Origin of the sequence: Marinilabilia rubra (genome assembly GCF_003121985.1) — a bacterium.
GTDB classification, from domain to species: Bacteria; Bacteroidota; Bacteroidia; order Bacteroidales; family Marinilabiliaceae; genus Marinilabilia; species Marinilabilia rubra.
The window spans coordinates 71,887-91,419 of record NZ_QEWP01000018.1 but is presented as its reverse complement, the minus strand read 5'-3'; the positions used below and the strand labels follow the sequence as shown (position 1 = coordinate 91,419).

Sequence of the window (19,533 nt, the reverse complement as noted above, 5' to 3'; positions counted from 1 at the left end):
CCAACTGATTCCAATAAATTCTAAGAGATTCCAGTAGAACTTGGAAAAATCTAATTCCCAGACCGGCACCCCCGGGCTGGGAAAAATTCTTACTTTTACATTACGTGGGAGGCCGAAGGCTTACGATGTAAATCTGGGTGATGGAATCATTGGCTGCCACATTGAGTTGAATGCCTTTTAACGCGTACTCCAGGTATTTGCGTGTATTTGGAATGGCACGGGCATATAAATCGGCAAGCATCTGAACCACCGCTGCTGAGTTTGGATTGTACTCCAGGGCTTTCTCAAGATGTGGTAAGACCAATTGGTACTCCTCTATTTGTAAATAGTAAAGCGCTTTGGCAATGAGGCTTTCAGCAGATCTGGAATCGTAAAGCAGGGCCTTATCAGCATAATTGTTGATGCTTTCGGTATGTTGTTTTTTTTCTGGTTTATATCGAGAAAGTAATATGATATGGCAATATTGGCATAGGCCAGTGCAAACTGTTCATCATTTTCAATCGCTTTCTTAAATAAGGAAATCGCCTGTTCCAAACCTTCCCTGGTTCGGCTGTAATAAGGTTCAAGCGCTTTGAGGTAATAATCGTAAGCTTCTAAATTCTCAGTGGGTATTTTCTCAATTTGACTCATTTCAGCAGGTGTCACAACGGCTTCAATGGCATCTGTGATTTTCCTGGCTACTTCATTCTGAAGCGTAAATACGTCACCCAATTCACGACTGTATTGCTCACCCCAAACAGGGCGGTCAGTTGAAGCCTCAATCAACTGGATATTGAGTAGAATCTGATTTTCAACCCGTTGTCCGCTACCCTCTACAATGTAATTTACATTGAGTTCTTCAGCAATTTCAGGAATGGCTTTGTTCGTATTTCCATACTTCGCAACCGAGGTTCTGCTAACGACACGCAGGTCTCCAATTTTCTGCAGGTTGTTCAGGGTGGTTTCCATGAGCCCGTTAACAAAATACAGGTTTGAAGAATCGCTGCTTTCATTTTTGAAAGGTAATACAGCAATCGATTTGTCAATATCAGCAGGAACTGTGCTTTTTTTAGGAAGAAGCAAGACGGACAGGACGATTACGATTAGAGACACGGCTGCAAAAAGGGGCCATCTGTATTTACTTAAAAACCTGACCTGAACAGCTACATCTTCATCCGGCAATTTCCCTTTTCTTACCTCACCGGGTGAATACCCATATTGTTCCCGAAAACATTTGATGAAATAGGAAGTGTTCCCAAAGCCTACCTGATATGAAATCTCAGCAACTGTCAATGTGTCCTGTTTAAGCAGCTCCATACCTTTGTTAAGGCGAACCTGACGAATAAATTGATTCGCAGAAAGCTTAGTTTGCGTTTTTATTTTTCGAAGCAAACTGGAACGGCTCATATTCATAAGTTCAGCCATTTCAGAAACTCCGAATTGTTCTTTCGAAATGTTTTCCAGAATAACCGCTTCTGCCTTTTCAATAAAGCCTGATCCAAAAATTGATGATTTCGACATCCTGATTCTTATTAAAACCAAAGAGAATAAATTTATGCAAATGCATACAAACTGGCAATTCTCAGAAAGATTAAAAAAGGCCTTTTGCTTCAAATGTGTTATTTGTGCGTCATATTTTTTATGCCTTGCTCAAACTTGACACTTTTGGCTGCATCCCTTTTAGGCTTTGCATTTACGAATGCTCCATCTTTGTAAAACAATTTTCTAATGTCAAATATTAAAATTTAAAATCATGAAATCATTAAAAATTAATCCTTTAAAAATGTTGGTAAACTTTTCGTTCATTATCCTTTTACTAACAAATGCATGCGCTCCATCAGGTGGAAGCGATAGTACTAAGTCGGAAAAAAATGCAAAAGTCAAGTCCATAACAGAGACGCCAAAAATTGACATTCTAACAGCAATCATATCCGACAACCTCGAAATCGTAAAACAACATATTGAAGCAGGAACCGATATCAATATGAAAGATCAAATGAGTGGTTCAACGCCTTTAATTACTGCTGCAACCTTCGGCAAAACAGATATTGTTAAAGCATTAATTGATGCGAATGCAGAGTTGGACCTGAAAAATAATGAAGGATCAACAGCCTTACATGCTGCCGCATTCTTTTGTCGTATTGAAATTGTGCAGATGCTCATTGATGGCGGGGCCGACAAAACCATAGAAAATAACCGTAGAGCAACTGCCAGAGAATCTGTTACAGGGCCATTTGCTGAAATGAAGCCTGTCTATGAGATGATCCAGCAACAATTAGAGCCACTTGGTCTCAAACTTGATTTGAACGACCTGGAAATAACCCGCCCGGTCATTGCAATGATGTTGCAGTAATTAAATTAACTACTAAAATGACAAAAGAAAGAAGACACGATATCGATTGGTTGCGGGTGGTTGCTATTGGGCTCTTACTGATCTATCACATCGCCATTATTTTTCAACCGTGGGCCATGTTCATTGGCTTCATTAGAAGCGATGAACCCATAGAAAATTTATGGAAACTCATGACTATGCTAAACATATGGCGGATTCCATTTTTATTCTATGTTTCGGGCATGGGGTTATTTTTTGCCATGAAAAAACGAAACTTCCGACAGTTAATTTCTGAGCGTACGAAGCGAATTCTGATTCCCTTAATTTTCGGGATCGTCGCCATAGCACCACTTCACTTTCTGATTTTTCAGAAATATTACAATTTGCCATTAAGCTATTATCCTCATGTCGGGCATTTCGGGTAAAGTGCTGAATTACTTAAGCCAGGCCGCCTATCCTGTGTATATTGTTCACATGTTTGCCTTATACGCTGGTGCTGTAATCATTTTGCCGATGGAAATGCCGGCTTTTGTGAAATTCGTAAGTATAACAGCTTTTACCTTTGCCATTTGCTTTATCATTTATGAATTCATGATAAGAAGAATTGGTTTCCTGAGGCCTCTGTTTGGACTAAAATATAAATTCAACAAAATTGAAAAGTGACCGTTTTATAGTGTGTTATAAGACCTAAACCCTCCTGATAATATTTATTAAAATGAAAAAGAAACAAACAAAACGAATACTCAGAATCATGTTTATTATTGCAAGTATAAGCTCTTTGTTTTTCGTACCATGGATTTTGGTAAGAGCGTTATTAGCTCCACTCCCCGATACTGTTCAGGAACAACTTGATAAAGGTATTAAATATGGATTTGATGGAATAGTTGTTTATGTGGACCAGGGAGGAAAAGAACCTGCCTTTTATGCCGCAGGCTGGCATGACCGAAAAAATAAAATTCCTGCCCACCCACAAGCCTTATTCAAGATTGCAAGCATCAGCAAGTTATACGATGCTGTTGCCATCACCAGGCTGGTGCATGACGAGCGTTTGTCGTTGGATAAAGCGCTCGCCGATTACTTTCCCGAACTGGTGGGAAGAATTGAAAATGCCGAAACAATCACCCTGAGAATGATGGTGCAGCACAGGAGTGGGATTCCTAATTTAACTGATACCCCCAACTTTTGGTCAAACCCACCAGAAAACAGTAATGATGCGCTTGAATTGGTACTCGATTTACCGGCTGACTTTGAACCAGGTAAAAAGTACAGGTATTCTAACACCAATTATTTGTTGATTTCCGAACTCATTGAAAAAGTGACGGGAATGAGAAAATTCGAATTTATCAGGGAGGAAATTTTGACCCCTCTCGGACTCAAAAACACTTTTGGCTCGGCTCATGAAGTGAATATCGACGATGTAATGAGTGGCTATTACGTTGGCATTGAGGAGGACATAAAGGATTCTGAATATGGCTCAAAACTTACCTCAATGATTGCCACCGCCGAAGACGTAGGCATATTCCTGAGGGCATTAAACGATGGTTCACTGTTTGAAGAAAGCGAACAGGAAATCTATTCTTCCATCTACGTGTACAACCATACGGGTCTGATGCCCGGCTATCAAAGCATTGCCAAATACCATAAAGATATTGATACCGTTGTGATTCAGTTTAATAATACAACTAACTTTGATGGATATGACTGGAATTTAGCGGAAATAATGTATAGGCGTATTGTGAAAATAGTGAGAAGGGGAAAAGCTTATAAAATTCAGAAGTCATGAGCAATAATCCGTTGAACTCTTGTATTTGCCTAATGTTTAATTGCTTGTAAATTTCGTGGTGGTTGCATCAATAAACAGATTATCAACGTTATAGGATTTGTCTTAAATCTTTTATCTAAAAATCTAACCATCTATTGATGAGTGAATCTTTTAATGTTTGTTCTGCGGTTTCTGTCGTGACGGAGGTTTGATTGGTTTTGTGGAGCTCGATAGGGAAGAGCTGCCTGTCATGAGAGAGTTTTTGGACTTCCAGGTCCATATCCGATAGATGGATCAACAATAAATCCGAAATATCTTTGTCATCTTCAATAATTAAGGCTTTGTCCATGGTGGCTTTTTTATATTCAAACAGGTGAAAGATTGTTTCTGTTTATCACAAAAGTATTATAGAATGATGAAGTTATCTGAAAGACAGTGTGTTTTATATTGGTTAAGGAAGGTTGAATTTGGGTTTTAGTCAATTCCGGGGCGCTTCAAATACAGTCATTACTTAACCCTTCTATTTCTAAATCCTCAATACCTGAGGTGATTGAAGAGTGAAATTTACGATTTGGAGGGTTCGGCGTTATCTGTTTTCGACCGATAATGTCAAATATTACACCGGAAAATTATTAAATTTGAAAGGACAAATAATTATTGAGGGCCCCCTTCAACTATTTTTACTCATAAATTGATTCACAACTTCACCCTGAAAAAATGAAACTTACATTCATCTTGCTGCTGATTTTTTCAGCTTGTAACCTTCCGGAGCTACATTGTTAAGAAGGGAAACTTTTTATTGCTGGCGGTTAAAGGGAAGAGGATTCCATAAAAAAGGCTTCCAATAAGATTTATAACATAGATTTTAATGCGTTTTCGAAACCTCAGAAATTACGATCATTTATAATATTGAAAAATGAAACATTTATGAAAAAAGAGATTCTATTATTGTTCTTCTTCTCGTATTTATTGTCGTCTGGGTGTGACAAAGAGAATGATCATTTTCCTTTATATCCCGATGATTTGCAATTAGTAACAGGTTTGAGAATTGTTGATGAGTTTGAAGGTATATTTAGTATTGTTGGTAATCCCAGCGATTCAGGAAAAGAAGTTGAGCACCGCAATGACGGGACTATTGGCCATGATGTGAATTTTGAAATGTATCCCAATCCAACAATTGATTACCTTACTGTTTATTCATCATCAGAAATTACCTCTGCCTGGATTGTTCCCGGAAAACCTTCTACGAATTATCAAACATTTGATTTTGACGAACACTTTGAAAGCAATGCTTTGGATACGATAGGTTTAGGAGTTATTAGTGTACGAAAAAAAATTGATATGAGAGAAGCGAATATGCTTATGTTTGATTTGTCGGATTTGGAAAAGGGGTTTTACAAAGTTATTATTGAGGTGGATGAGTCAAGATTGTTGTGGCAATCCATCTACAGGTTGGAATCACACGAACAAAGAGAAGAAGCCCCGTATAATATTTGGAAATAGACATAGAAGAAGCCTTTTAGCCTGATTAATTCATGAATATTCAGGTTAGATCTTTCTTCTGAAATACTTATTTGAACTTTCTTTAATTAATTAAAATGAGATCTCTGTTCGCCCTTTTTCTGTCTGTCCTTTTTGCAGGATGCCATTTAGAAAAAATTAATCCAGACCCTATTGATCTTAATCAAGTTCCTGAAAAAGTGGAACTCTTTGCTGAGGGAACCATTTCAACTCATCTTTACGAGCGAGATATTGCCATTTCGCCTGATGGCAATGAGATTATTTTCACACTCAACGATTATCAGCAAATTCATCGTTGCCTTGTAAGCATTCGAAAAACCAAAGATGGCTGGGGAGAGAAGGAGGTTTTGAGTTTTTCGGGGCGTTATCATGACATAGAACCTTTTTTCTCAGTGGATGGAGGAAAACTGTATTTTGCCTCCAACCGACCAATTTTCGGAGATTCAACCCGGAGTGACTATAACATCTGGGTGTCCGAAAAAGAGGGGGAGGGATGGGCAGATCCTGAGGCACTTCCGACCAATATTAATACGCTCAGTGATGAATTCTATCCCTCACTCAGTAAAAACAATAATCTTTACTTTACGGCTACCCTCGAAAATGGCATTGGAACCGAAGATATTTTTCTCAGCAGGTATTCCAATGGAGATTACCTGGATCCGGAGCCGTTGGATACAGCTATAAACAGTGCTACCTATGAATACAACGCTTATGTAAGCCCCGATGAAAATGTCCTTGTTTTTGGGTCTTACGGAAGAGAAGATGACATGGGTGGTGGTGACCTTTACATCAGTCGCAAAGATGAGCAGGGAAATTGGTTGCCTGCAAGGAATATGGGACCTGCGATAAATACTGGCAGCCTGGATTTTTGTCCTTTTATTGATTATCCTCGGGGTAACTTCTATTTCACCAGTAACAGACATCAATCTGGCCCAAAGCATTTGCAAAATGTAGGGGATTTAGAGGTATTTGCCGAAGGCGTGCTCAATGGTATGGGGAATATTTACCGGACAGGATGGGAGCAGGTTAAATTTGAGTGAAGCCCCTTCTTTTTTCAATGCTTTGTTAAGCCTGGCTTTAGTTTACAAAAGGGGGGGTGTTTATGGTTCTATTTTTTGAACTCTATCTTATATTGTTTTGTTTCTTCTTTTTAGCAATAAATAATAAAACATGGAAAAAGTAGCATTAATTACCGGCGCTTCATCAGGTATCGGAAAGGAACTTGCCAAAATACATGCCCAAAAAGGCAGAGATTTGGTTGTTGTGGCCCGGCGAAAAGATAAACTCGAAGAACTGAAGATAGAATTGGAGTCAGAGTATAGCATTCAGGTTCATGTCATTGACAAAGACCTTATTCAGCCTGATGCACCGCCGGCCATTTACGATGAGGTTAAACAGGCGGGAATTGAAGTGGAATATCTGATCAATAACGCCGGGTTTGGCGGCATAGGCAAATTTCATGAACGCGACTGGGCCGATGATTCTGCAATGATTCATTTGAATGTAATGGCATTGACACATTTAACCCGGTTGTTTTTACCTGATTTTGTAAAGCGTAACAGCGGCAGGGTACTGAATGTCTCTTCCACTGCCGGTATGATGCCCGGCCCGCTACAGGCTGTGTATTTTGCAACAAAAGCCTATGTTACTTCTTTCAGTAATGCCGTTTCAGAAGAGTTATCCGGAACAAAGGTTACCGTAACAGCGTTGCTTCCAGGAGCTACTGAAACAGAATTTGGGCGGATATCGGGAATGGATAAAACCGACATGTTTAAAAACACCGCTGATGCCCGCAGAGTGGCTGAAGATGGTTATCATGGAATGGAAAAAGGAAAGCTCAATGTTATTTCCGGATTGCCATTTGCGATGAAAGCAAGCATGGGCTTGATGCCATTTTTGCCTAAAAAGTTGTTGCTAAAAATGGTGCACAAGATGCAGAAGACGGATTAAAGCTAACTTTGGGCTCTTATGTTTTCCCTGATTTAACGTCCCCTTGAGCTCGTAACTTATCTATTTTTTAGATAAATTTACGGTTTAAAATTAAGCTCATGGATGCCATTTTTACATCGGGAATTTTTATGTCTTTTTTTATTGCTTTGTTGTTGTTTACCAAGAAGAACAAAGCATTAACCGATCGTATCCTGGCTGTTTGGATCGTTTTAATCGGAATTCATTTACTTAGTTATTATTTATACCACCTGGGTTTTTGGGAAAAGTATCCGCATATGGTTGGCATTACAGCTCCTTTTCCCTTGATTCACGGGCCTATGCTTTATCTTTATACCCTGTATTCTTTGCGCAATGACTCAAGTTTGAGGCTGGTTGATTATTGGCATTTTGCGCCTTTTATGCTTGGGTATCTAAGTATGTTCGAATTCTTTTTTTTCTATTCGGCTGCAGAGAAAAGAATGGTGGATCATGGGGAGGTAGACGATTTTGCCCTGTCAACCACCATTATGCTGATAGGTTTTATAGTCTCAGGTTTAAGTTATTCCATTTTGGCTTACCGTCTTACCTGGAGGCACAAACGCAAAGTCGACGATAATTTTTCTTTTGAAGAAGGCATAAATCTTGACTGGTTACGTTACTGTATATATGGAATTGGGATTATTTTTTTCACGGCAACCATCATCATCATTCTTCGGGAAGGCTTGGGTGTTGAGTTCTCTTTCAACGCCGATTTTATTTTCTACACCCTGATAATTCTCTTTATCTTTTATATTGGTTACTTTGGCATTCGTCATCAGGATATGTTTACCCATAATACTGATGCAAAGGTGGTAAAAGGTGACGTTTCATTGCAGCAGAAATATAGAAAATCGGGCCTTACAGATGAGGCCCTTCAGACCGGGCACCATAAACTTTTATCATTTATGAACAATCAAAAGCCCTATCTTGATCCTAAACTAACACTTGGAGATCTTGCCGGTAATCTTGATATGTCGGCTAATCAACTATCGCAAATTATAAATCAGCGGGAAGCAGTAAATTTTCATGATTTTGTAAATCGCTTTCGTGTTGATGAATTTATCCGAAGAGCTACGCAAAATGATAGCTTCAGTTTGTTGGCTCATGCCCTGGATTCTGGCTTTAATTCCAAATCTTCGTTCAACAGCATTTTTAAAAAGCACAAAGGGGTGACTCCTTCTCAGTTTTTAAAATCCGGGATTATGTCAGAGAATGAAGAGAAAATGGGCCATTAGCGGCTCGAATGGCTGTACCCGATTTCGATATAGAAATTAGAAACCGGGCCAATCGCACAGGAAAATAATAAATTCCCCACTGGATTGTTGATTGCTTCAAAAAAAACTGTTTTTCTTTTTTTTGTTGTAAGAGTTAGATATCGTGGGTGTTGTATGTCCCGGTGTGTAGGTCTGTACTCCTTAAAAGTCCAAAATTAAAGGACTGGGCGATTGATCTTTCCTTTTGCGTTTCATTTGCTGAAAAAACAAACTTAAAACATTGGCAAATGAAATCACATGGTATTTCTCCGAACATCATCAAGGCTTATAGGAGTCCGCTGACCTTTTATGCTTTGTCCCTTTTTATCCCATGGGGCTTTTGGTTTTTGAGTGGGTACATCAGTCACCTTACTCCATCTGCAAGTTATTTGCAATGGCTGGTTGGGATTTTTAGTTTTGCGGGTCTGGTAGCCCCTGTTTTGATAGCTATAAGTTTTATCATGCCAGATCAGCGCTTGCGAAATGACCTTTTGGGGCGAATTTTTAATTTCAACCGGATAAAACCTCACTACCTTCTGGTGACTGTTTTTCTGATGCTGGTAAGTATTTTACTGGCACAGGCCATCTCTTTGTTTTTTGGATACAGTGCAGATCAATTCCAATTCAGGGGCGGATATACTTTTAGTTCCGGGGTATTTCCTGTTTGGTTTATGTTGCTGGCGGCACCACTTCTTGAGGAATTGGCCTGGCACTCTTACGGAACTGACTGTTTGCGTTCACGGTACAATTTGTTTACGGCCTCTGTTATTTTTGCTGTTTTCTGGGCTTTCTGGCATTTTCCTTTGTCTTTCATAAAAGATTATTACCATAGCAATCTGGTGGAAGAAGGACTTTTGTACTCTCTCAATTTTGTAGTCAGTCTTATCCCTTTTGTTATAATCCTAAATTGGTTGTATTATAAAACTGAAAGAAATATTTTGCTGCCGGTGATATTTCACATCACTGCCGGTTTTTTTAATGAAATTTTTGCCACACACCCCATTAGTAAGGTCATACAAACCGGTTTGCTACTGGTCTTTTCTGTTTTTCTTTTGCTCCACAACAAGACCATGTTTTTTCAGCGTCTTCCCATTCCTTCACAAACCTTTAAAAGTATCTGAATCATGAAACGAGTTATTATAATTTCATTATTAATCCTGTTTTTTACAGAGATTTTATGGGCACAGACCATAACACAGAATGTTAACGGTACGGTAAAAGATGAAGTAACCCGTGAGCCACTGCCTTTTGTAAATATTGTTGTGCCAGGGACCGATCCACTTATTGGCACAATAACCGGCGAGGACGGTACTTTTACCTTGAAGGATGTTCCGGTGGGACGCCACAATATTCAAGTAAGCATGGTGGGGTACTATATCTATCAGATCAATGAAGTATTGGTGACATCAGGCCATGAAAAACCATTGGATATAAAACTCAGTCCAAAAACAACCCAGCTGAAAGGAGTGGTGGTGAAAACCCGGAAAGATCAGCCCTTAAATTCTATGACCACCCTAAGCAGCCGCCAGTTTACAGTTGAAGAAACTCAGCGCTATGCAGGAGGAATGGACGATCCTGCTCGTCTGGCCACATCTTTTGCAGGGGTGGCAGCTCCGTCGGTCAGCAGCAATGGTATCTCTGTAAGAGGTAACAATCCCGATGGTTTATTGTGGCAGGTTGAAGGTGTGGAGGTACCTAATCCAAATCATTTTGCCAATCTCACCGTCGCTGGTGGCGGTTTGCTCACGGCCCTAAGTAATCAGGTGATGGCCAACAGTGATTTCTACACCGGAGCTTTCCCTGCACAATATGGGAATGCAAGTTCGGGGGTGTTTGATATTAAACTGAGAGATGGCAACTCTGAAGCTTCTCAATATACCTTTCAGGCCGGAATCATAGGGGTTGATTTATCGGCTGAAGGGCCTTTAAAAAGAGGGGGGAGAAGTACCTATCTGATGAATTATCGCAATTCCACGATGGCCCTGCTGGAACCCATCCTTCCGGACAATACGGGAATTTTGAAATATCAGGATTTGGCTTTTAAGACCACTTTACACACGTCCAACGCCGGTAAATTCTCTTTTTGGGGAATTGGCGCGTTGGATGGGCAGGAGATGGAAGCTGCCGATAGTTCCGAATGGAAGATGGATGCTGATCGCGATTATTCAGATACACGCCTGTATATGTTTGCCTCAGGACTTTCGCATCAATTACGCCTTGGAGAAAAAACATTTTTGAAAACAACGCTCTCTGCAACCGGAAATGGTTTGTCTCACACAGAAGATCGAGTGGGGTATGGTCTTGATAAATTCCCTCAATCAGATGTAGATAATAATTTATGGAGGGCTACATTGCAATCTGACCTGGATCATCATTTTGTAGATGGTAGTAGTTTGCGAACAGGCTTTAAGTATAGCAGACTTGGGTACCATGTAAAAATTGCTCAGTCAAAAGGAGAAGAGGATCAACTGCAAATGCTTTCGGAGGGAGAAGGACAAACCGGATTTATACAGGCATATGTTCAATCTAAAATAGCCTTGGCATCCAGGTTAACTTTGAATATGGGGATAAATGCCCAATATTTTTTACTAAACAATCAGGTTTTGCCCGAGCCTCGTTTTGGGCTGAAATACCATCTCAATGCCAGCCATAATTTGGCATTTGCTTTTGGGAAACACAGCAGAATTGAGCAATTGCCGGTTTATTTTGTGGAAATTGAAGGTCAGGAACCTAATAAAAAATTAGATTTACTGCAATCATTCCATTATGTTTTGGCATATAATTGGAAAATTAACGATTATCTTCGATTCAGAGCAGAGCCCTATTATCAGTTTCTAAAAAATGTGCCAGTCTCGCCGGATGGTTATGTTACATCTTTAAACTTTGAGCAGGAACTGTTTTTTGAAGAGGCTTTGATAAATGCCGGAACAGGTTTTAATGTTGGCATGGATCTGACGTTGGAGCGCTTTATAGAGAATGGGTTTTATTACTTACTTACCACATCTTTATTTGACTCAAAATATACTGCTGCTGATGGTATCAAACGTAATACACGTTACAATCGAAACTATGTAGTGAATGCTCTTGCCGGAAAAGAATGGAGCGTGGGAAGAAATGATAATAATTTGTTAAGCACTAACATTCGCTTAAATTATATGGGCGGAATCAGGAAAGAACCTGTGAATAAGAACGTCTCTCTGAAACAAAAGAAGATTGTTTATGGTGAAACAGACGGCAACAGAGCTTATGATGAAAAATTCGATGATCAGCCTGTTGTTTCATTCACTATCTCCTACCGAAGAAATAAGCCCCGACACTCCTCTGAATGGTCACTAAAAGTATTGAATGTTTTGGGTACAGAGGAGTTTGATACCGATTATTACGATTTAAATACCGGCACTTTGGATACCCGGTTTACTGGAATTGTGGTCCCCAACCTTAGCTATAAAATCATCTTTTGAGATGAGAATTGGGAACTGAAATAAAGTACGGTAAAGTTCTTTTGATATAAAAATGACCTGGTTTGTTATCAGCCGGGTCATTTTTTTTGATGTTGAAAGACGTTTCACACAGATAGTCTTAATTTAATTATCCATGAGCTTTTTGGCCCTGTGATTTCTAAGATTGCTTTAAAGAAAGCCAGGGAAATAGAATGAAGTGTTTAGATTTTTTAGGGTTGCGAGAAATGGTTTGATTGATTCAATATTTAAGAGTTGTTGACAGAGTTGTGCCTTTGACCCCACCCGGACTAGCAGTTGCCGAATGTTTTAATCGCCTGATGGGGTTTCAATACTCCGTTAAACTTTTGTAAAAGGCTATAAATCAAATTTTTGTAATTATACACAGGTCGCTTTAAAGCTCTGTTTATTAGTATTATATGGTTCGTCTTAAAATTTACCTGACTGTCGTCAGGTAGGTATCTGAAAATCTAACGATCTATTGAGGGTTTAAAACTTTTGATTAGAAATTGCCCTATATTATTGAAAACCTGTAGGTTTATTATAGGGAGCGCTGGAAAACGCATATATTATTAGCTATTAAAACCTTGATACATCTCAATAAACACTTAAGTGCAAGGTTATTTCACAATAAACTCGAATTTCTTTGCACTTGATTATATGAAAATGGCTAATCAAAAGAACAAAATTTACTTCACCGCCACAATCTCGAAGTATCTCAATACTCCTTCGATTGGGCGGCTTGTAAATTCTGCCCTTTTGACTTTTTCAGCAGCTCCTATTATAAGTTGTTAACCCGAACAAATAACCGCCTCTCCTGTTTGAACTAAAAAAGAAACATAGGTTATTCGGAAAAAAGCTAAGAGATATGAAACGACGTCATTTCCTTTCACTTATGGGTGTGGCTGCAGTTTCGGCTTGTGCACCATCAGGATCAAAGGATAATAAAGGATCTGAAGCAGCCCTTGCCGGTTCCATCAGCGGACATAAATTTCCTGAATTAGGTTTTGCGTATGACGCGCTGGAGCCTTATATCGATACTAAAACTATGCAGCTGCACTACGATAAGCATCATCGGGGTTACTATAGGAGGTTTATGGCCGCAATAAAAGGATCTGAATTGGAAAAAATGCCGATGCACCGTATTTTTGCTCATATATCCCAATATGATGATTCGATTCGAAACAATGGAGGTGGATATTATAATCACGCGTTGTTTTGGGAAAATATATCACCAGATGGAGGTAAACCCTCTGCCAGATTATTAAATGCGCTGGTTAAGAATTTCGGGTCATTTGGTGAGTTCAAAGCTGAGTTCAGTAGTGCAGCCAATTCTCATTTTGGTAGTGGATGGGCCTGGTTGTACATGGATTCCGATAAAAATTTGAGCGTGACCTCTACACCTAATCAGGACAATACCCTTATGGATGTTAACCCTGAGAAAGGAATTCCATTGCTTGCTTTGGATGTTTGGGAGCATGCTTATTATCTCAAATATCAGAATTTACGTCGTGATTATGTTGATGATTTTTGGAATGTACTAAACTGGAAAACTGTTAGTAAACGGTGGGAAAAAGCACATAAAGGGGAGTGGAAAGGGTGATTTAATTTTGGGGATTAAAATGGCGTGGACTTGGATTTTTGTTTTTGGAAACCCGGATTGCTAAAGCGTTTCGGGTTTTTTTAATAGGGATAAGTTAACAATACTCCCTAAGATTTTTGTAAAAGGCTATCAATCAACTTTTTGTAATTACATACATGGCTGCTTTAAAGCCCTGGTTATTAGTGTTGTATGGGGTTTTAAATCTTTCCTGACTGCCATCAGGCAGGTATCTGAAAATATAACGATCTATTAAGTTAAAGCATTTGTCCTATTTCTGAAGCCTATGGGGCTCAAAAAATAAATATCAGATGTTCGTGCTTTGCGGGGGTTATGTTAAGGGTTTGGATGTGAGTGCAATAATTTTCATTTTGTATGTTCAATCTAAAAATCTATTGAATTCTATCATCTTGTAATTAAAGGATATATTATATATTTGCAACCATTTTTTATCCTACCGGAATAAAAAAAACGGATTAACAACTGTGTGAATGACAAAAAATGGGAAAAATATAGCCTTGTTTTTTTTGTGGCTGGCAGGTCTGGTCATTTTCTCCCATGAAATAATTCCCCATCATCATCATTTTCATTCCGTTTATACTCATACACACACCACTCATGGCGACGACTGTGACCATTCCCATAAGAGTGGGGATCCGTTTGATGACGCATCCAACCATTGCCATGCTTTCAACGATATCACCGTTGAGCGTCAGAATTTGGTGAAAATACCCCAGCCGGTAATCGATTTTGACTTTGATCTTTTTCTATCGCTATTTCTTGTTTCTGAATATGTGGAGGAAGATGTTTCTTTCTACAGGCTCTATTACGATCCAGAGTCTGTTTCTGATCAATTTCTATTATTTGTCTCTCCCCATCGAGGGCCTCCCATGGCATAATTTTCTTCATTTTTTCAAACCTTTAAGCTCACAGGCTTTTGAAGCATTGTGGGTAACTGGTTTACTATCTGAGAATGTAATTACCGGAATGTTAGTTCTTGAGTGAATTTATTTGCGATTTATTGCATCGTCTAACTTCTGGAATCTATTATCAAATTATGATGCTTTAATGAGGTGTTGTAGGTTTATAAGTGTGTGATTAAGAGTACTTAATCTATTATCTAACCTCTATTATCTATCATCTGTTAATCTAATTCATATGATTAATAAAATAATTGCCTTTTCAATAAAAAATAAATTCATTGTGGGGCTTTTTATTCTTGCCTGGATAGGGTGGGGGACATATGCCATGTTCAATTTGCCTTTGAATACGGTTCCCGATCTGACTAATAACCAGGTAAAAGTAACCACTTATGCCCCCGATCTGGCCACGGAGGAGATCGAAAGACTCATCACTTATCCCATTGAATTGGAAATGGGAAATTTACCGGGGCTTACCGAAATTCGTTCAAAATCAAAATTTGGTTTGTCCGATATAACTTTAGTTTTTAAGGACGATATGGGGATGTATAAACCCCGGCAGTTGGTTTCGGAAAAATTGAAGAGTGCTGCCCAAAAGCTGCCTGCCGGTGTTGGTGAACCTTCAATGGGCCCCTTGACCAGCGGACTTGGTGAAATTTATCAATACGTTATCAGTGCAAAGGATGGTTATGGAAATCAATTCCCGGCTACTGATTTACGTGAAATTCAGGATTGGATTGTAAAAAAGGAATTGATCAATATTCCCGGAGTGGTGGGTGTCAATACCATGGGCGGATATCTTAAACAGTACGAAGTGGCTGTTCAACCCGACCGTCTTCGTAGTTACAACCTAACCATCACAGATATTTTTGATGCCCTTAAGAAAAATAATGCCAATACAGGGGGCAGTTATATCGAAAAAAATCGTCGTGCCTATTTCATAAGGGGAGAGGGATTGACTACATCCCTCGAGGATATTCGCTCTACTGTTATCAGGTTGCAAAACGGAACACCGTTGCGTATTGGTGATGTGGCCACTGTTAAATACGGCCATGCCCCGCGGTTCGGAGCATTTACCTACAATGGAAAAGGTGAAGCAGTTGGTGGAAAAGTCATGATGCTTCGGGGCGAAAATCCTGCTGAGGTCATTGCCAATGTAAAAGAGCGCCTTCCAAGAGTTAAGGATGCTTTGCCGGAAGGGGTTCAGATTGAACCATTCCTGGATCGTTCAACGCTTATCAGTGAAACCACGGGCACGGTTGTCGAAAACCTGGCCCTTGGTGCCCTTATTGTGATTTTTGTGTTGGTTTTGCTGATGGGGAATCTCCGTTCCGGGCTTATTACAGCCTCTGTTATTCCCCTTTCGTTGCTTTTTGCCCTGGGTATAATGTATACGTTTGATTTGTCGGCAAACCTGATTAGTCTGGGAGCTGTCGATTTTGGAATCATCATCGACGGAGCCGTTATTATTATTGAGTTTGTGGTCTTTCAGATAAGTCAAAGGGTAAATACTCTTCGAAAGCTTGAGGGAAAACCTCTCAGGAATAAAATCAATGAAATAACCTATTGGTCCTCGGGTCGAATGATGCGGACAGCCATCTTCGGGCAGCTGATCATTCTGATCGTTTTTGTCCCGATTCTGACGCTCACCGGACAGGAAGGTAAGATGTTTCGACCGATGGCCATTACATTTGGAATGGCATTGATCGGGGCAATCATATTGTGTCTGACTTATGTACCTATGATGGCAGCCTGGATTCTAAGGCCTGAGAAGTCCAATAAACCAAATTTGGCGGATAAAATTATCGGTCGTATCCGCAGAGGTTATCAAAAAATGTTGGGTCTGGCTTTACGTTACCGATATGCAGTCACAGGAGGTATTGTCCTGCTATTCGTGCTTGCCTTGGTTGCTTTTACCCGATTGGGCGCAGTCTTCATTCCCCAGCTGGATGAAGGTGATTTTGCCATTCACCCTATTTTGCAACCTGGTACTTCATTGACTGAGACTGTCGAGATTAATACCAAACTCGAGAGAATTTTGCTGGAACATTTTCCTGATGAGGTTGAGCAGGTTGCCACCAAAATAGGAACAGGGGAAATACCCACCGATCCTATGTCTCTTGAGATGGCTAAAATGATTATTAATCTTACACCTAAAGATGAATGGGTGAAAGCGGAGACCAAAGATGAACTGGAAGCTGCAATGAAGAACGAGATGTCAGCTGCAGTGCCCGGTGTGAGTTTCTTTTTTGCGCAACCGGTTGAAATGCTTTTTAACCATTTGCTTACAGGTTCTTCAGCTGATGTGTTGTTGAATATTTATGGTGAAGATCTGGATACGCTTTATCATTACGGAATGAAAGCACGTGCAATAATTGAAGATGTTCCCGGTGTTGGTGATCTCAATGTTCAGAAAGTGATTGGTTTACCTCAGCTGGTTGTGAGTTACGATCGTGATAAACTGGCCCGGTACGGACTGGATATTGAAACCGTTAACCGGACGATACAGACGGCCTATTCAGGTGCTCGGGCCGGGATTATTTATGAAGGTGAAAGACAATTTTCTCAGGTAGTGCGCCTGGATGATCAACACCGGAATGATCCCGCTGCTATTGGCGATCTGTATCTGAAACGCCCCAATGGAGATCAGGTACGATTAGATGAAGTGGCTGATATAAAGATGCAGGCCGGACCTGCCGCTATTTCACGAGAAAGCGTAAAACGTAAGTTGGAAGTGGGTGTCAATATTGGTGACCGGGATACAGAATCATTTGTGGAAGAGGTTCAGAGGGAGCTGAATGCCAGGCTGAACCTGCCCAAAGGATACAACATTTCTTACGCCGGGGACTTCCAAAGTTTGAAAAGTGCCAAACAACGACTTTCATGGGTGGTGCCACTTGTGTTGGCATTCATTTTTATCCTTTTGTATTTCACTTTCGGATCCTCCCGTCAGGCCCTGTTGGTATTTTCTGCTGTTCCCCTGGCTGCTATAGGAGGTGTGTTCTCTTTATGGATACGCGATATGCCATTCAGCATCTCGGCGGGAGTAGGCTTTATCGCCCTATTTGGTATTGCCGTACTTAACGGGGTAGTTTTGATGAGTTTCTTCAATGAGCTAAAAGCTGAAGGAGTTTCCAATGTATTTCGTAGGGTTTATCATGGCACCGATATGCGATTGCGTCCGGTCATCCTTACCGCGCTTACCGATGCACTCGGGTTCCTCCCGATGGCTGTTTCGGCCTCATCAGGTGCTGAGGTTCAGCGGCCGTTGGCCACAGTGGTTGTTGGTGGCCTTATTACTGCTACACTTCTGACGCTGTTTCTACTACCCATCATCTACACCTTTAAAGGTGGACGAGTCAGGATTCCTTCTCTTAATCAGGTGTTGGGTAAGAATAATCGATCTAAAAGTCATAATATGAAGGCTACGTTATCTGTTTTAATTATCGCTCTGATGATTTTTCCTCATTCAGTGAAGGGACAAACAAATGCGAACTCTCCTCAAAAGGTTTCTCTGGAAGAAGCCATTGAAATGGCCATCACTAACCATCCTGATATAAAATCAGGGCAGATGGGGGTGGAAAGACAGCGAAAAGAAAAAACTGCGGCTTTTGACTTACCTGATACAAAGGTGGCTTATGAAAGCGAGAATGAAGGAAGCGGTCGTCATACCTGGTCGGTTGAGCAGGAATTTGACAATCCCATCGAATACGCCAAACGAGGCAAGTTGGCCAATCGACGTATTGAGCTTTCTCAAAATAGAATGCGCCAGTTGAAGCAATTGGTGGTAAGGGATGTGAAAAAAGCCTTCAATGCGGTTTTGTTTGCCGGTGAGAAGTTGAAACTGATGGATGAGTTGGAGCATTATTTTTCTGAGCTGAATGAAGCAGGAGAGTTGAAGTACCAAACAGGAGATATCTCCTATCTTGAAAAAGTGTCTGCTCAATCTAAATTCAAGGCCATTAAGCTACAGAAAAAGGAAGCTGAAGCCGAACTCAAGAATGCCAGAAATCAACTTCAAAAGGCTGTTTTTACTAATGTGCCTGTTCGGACTAAAGATACCGCCCTTGCTGAGTATTCTGTAAATATTGACACCCTTGGGCAAGTTCCCGGCAACAATCCGGATTTGCTCATTTCAGAGGGAATTATCGAAACGGCCAGGGCAGAAAGCAAAGCCAGAAGAGCAGTTTCATGGCCCGATCCTTTTGTCCGTTTCAGCAAAACGGAGATTAACGGAGGTGACAGTTTTAATGCATTCGAAGTAGGAGTGAAGTTTCCTATCGATTTTTGGGGAGAGAACGGACGAAACCAAAGTGCAAAAATACAGGCTCAAATTGTTGTGCAGGAGGAGATGAGTTTTCATAAAGACATCGAAACGGAGTTTCTGAACCTTGTGAATGATTTGGAAAACTACCAGGACCAACTGGATTTCTACAATGAGAGCCGCTTAAAAGAAGCGCGCCTGATATCCAGGAACGCATTCTTTCAGTACAAAGCAGGAAATATCGATTATTTGCAGTATGTACAATACTTCGATCAGTCAACGGGTATTCAATTGGACTACCTTCAGGTATTGAAAAAATATAACGATGCAGCCATTGAGTTGGAATATATGGTTGGGAGATAATGTGTAAAGGTATAATGGTACAAAGGTTAAAAAGAAGAGTTTTTGTAAAAACGCACGATACCTTGTGAGGTGGGATTGAAAAGGTTTTAAAACTTTAATTTTATAAGGTCTTA

Annotated in this window: 15 protein-coding genes; 12 read left to right on the top strand and 3 right to left on the bottom strand. The window is 40.2% G+C overall.

From position 1 onward, the window contains the following. Positions 1–100: 100 nt before the first annotated feature. Entirely contained in the window at positions 101–304 is a 204-nt protein-coding gene (locus DDZ16_RS20925) for a hypothetical protein (RefSeq protein WP_198416758.1), read from the bottom strand. Between the two features lie 11 nt (positions 305–315). Continuing rightward, positions 316–1,500 (bottom strand): helix-turn-helix domain-containing protein, encoded by a 1,185-nt coding sequence (locus tag DDZ16_RS17095; protein WP_198416757.1) that lies wholly within the window; start codon positions 1,498–1,500, stop codon positions 316–318. Between the two features lie 232 nt (positions 1,501–1,732). On the opposite strand from DDZ16_RS17095, the gene DDZ16_RS17090 reads away from it, so the two are divergent. The 3 genes from DDZ16_RS17090 to DDZ16_RS17080 all read left to right on the top strand — a co-directional run bounded on the left by DDZ16_RS17090 (position 1,733) and on the right by DDZ16_RS17080 (position 4,094). Continuing rightward, positions 1,733–2,332 carry an ankyrin repeat domain-containing protein gene (locus DDZ16_RS17090; protein ID WP_109265704.1) on the top strand — a complete coding sequence of 200 codons (600 nt, stop codon included), beginning with the start codon at positions 1,733–1,735 and terminating at the stop codon, positions 2,330–2,332. A 17-nt stretch (positions 2,333–2,349) separates the two neighbouring features. Continuing rightward, positions 2,350–2,736: an acyltransferase family protein gene (locus DDZ16_RS20920; protein ID WP_198416756.1), complete on the top strand. Its 387-nt coding sequence runs from the start codon at positions 2,350–2,352 to the stop codon at positions 2,734–2,736. A 290-nt stretch (positions 2,737–3,026) separates the two neighbouring features. Beyond that, positions 3,027–4,094 carry a serine hydrolase domain-containing protein gene (locus tag DDZ16_RS17080; RefSeq protein WP_109265703.1) on the top strand — a complete coding sequence of 356 codons (1,068 nt, stop codon included), beginning with the start codon at positions 3,027–3,029 and terminating at the stop codon, positions 4,092–4,094. A gap of 115 nt (positions 4,095–4,209) precedes the next feature. Here the strand turns inward: DDZ16_RS17080 and DDZ16_RS17075 are convergent, their stop codons facing one another. Continuing rightward, a complete protein-coding gene (locus tag DDZ16_RS17075; RefSeq protein WP_109265702.1) occupies positions 4,210–4,422 on the bottom strand; it encodes a hypothetical protein in 213 nt (70 codons plus the stop codon). 578 nt (positions 4,423–5,000) lie between these two features. Between DDZ16_RS17075 and DDZ16_RS17070 the strand changes: the two genes are divergently transcribed. The 9 genes from DDZ16_RS17070 (at position 5,001) to DDZ16_RS17030 (ending at position 19,420) form a co-directional block, all read left to right on the top strand. After that, the gene (locus DDZ16_RS17070; RefSeq protein ID WP_109265701.1) at positions 5,001–5,576 is read left to right on the top strand and encodes a hypothetical protein; all 576 of its coding nucleotides are present in this window, start codon (positions 5,001–5,003) and stop codon (positions 5,574–5,576) included. Positions 5,577–5,671: 95 nt separating this feature from the next. After that, positions 5,672–6,634: a TolB family protein gene (locus DDZ16_RS17065; protein ID WP_109265700.1), complete on the top strand. Its 963-nt coding sequence runs from the start codon at positions 5,672–5,674 to the stop codon at positions 6,632–6,634. 130 nt (positions 6,635–6,764) lie between these two features. Beyond that, positions 6,765–7,544 carry an SDR family NAD(P)-dependent oxidoreductase gene (locus DDZ16_RS17060; protein WP_109265699.1) on the top strand — a complete coding sequence of 260 codons (780 nt, stop codon included), beginning with the start codon at positions 6,765–6,767 and terminating at the stop codon, positions 7,542–7,544. A 98-nt stretch (positions 7,545–7,642) separates the two neighbouring features. Next, on the top strand, positions 7,643–8,797 hold the full coding sequence (locus DDZ16_RS17055; RefSeq protein ID WP_109265698.1) for an AraC family transcriptional regulator: 1,155 nt from the start codon (positions 7,643–7,645) through the stop codon (positions 8,795–8,797). 266 nt (positions 8,798–9,063) lie between these two features. Then, entirely contained in the window at positions 9,064–9,936 is an 873-nt protein-coding gene (locus DDZ16_RS17050; protein ID WP_198416755.1) for a CPBP family glutamic-type intramembrane protease, read from the top strand. 3 nt (positions 9,937–9,939) lie between these two features. Continuing rightward, positions 9,940–12,276 carry a TonB-dependent receptor gene (locus DDZ16_RS17045; RefSeq protein ID WP_109265697.1) on the top strand — a complete coding sequence of 779 codons (2,337 nt, stop codon included), beginning with the start codon at positions 9,940–9,942 and terminating at the stop codon, positions 12,274–12,276. Between the two features lie 865 nt (positions 12,277–13,141). Next, the gene (locus tag DDZ16_RS17040) at positions 13,142–13,876 is read left to right on the top strand and encodes a superoxide dismutase (RefSeq protein ID WP_109265696.1); all 735 of its coding nucleotides are present in this window, start codon (positions 13,142–13,144) and stop codon (positions 13,874–13,876) included. 488 nt (positions 13,877–14,364) lie between these two features. Continuing rightward, the gene (locus tag DDZ16_RS20915) at positions 14,365–14,772 is read left to right on the top strand and encodes a hypothetical protein (RefSeq protein WP_198416754.1); all 408 of its coding nucleotides are present in this window, start codon (positions 14,365–14,367) and stop codon (positions 14,770–14,772) included. Positions 14,773–15,031: 259 nt separating this feature from the next. After that, on the top strand, positions 15,032–19,420 hold the full coding sequence (locus tag DDZ16_RS17030) for a CusA/CzcA family heavy metal efflux RND transporter (RefSeq protein ID WP_109265695.1): 4,389 nt from the start codon (positions 15,032–15,034) through the stop codon (positions 19,418–19,420). Positions 19,421–19,533: the final 113 nt, after the last annotated feature.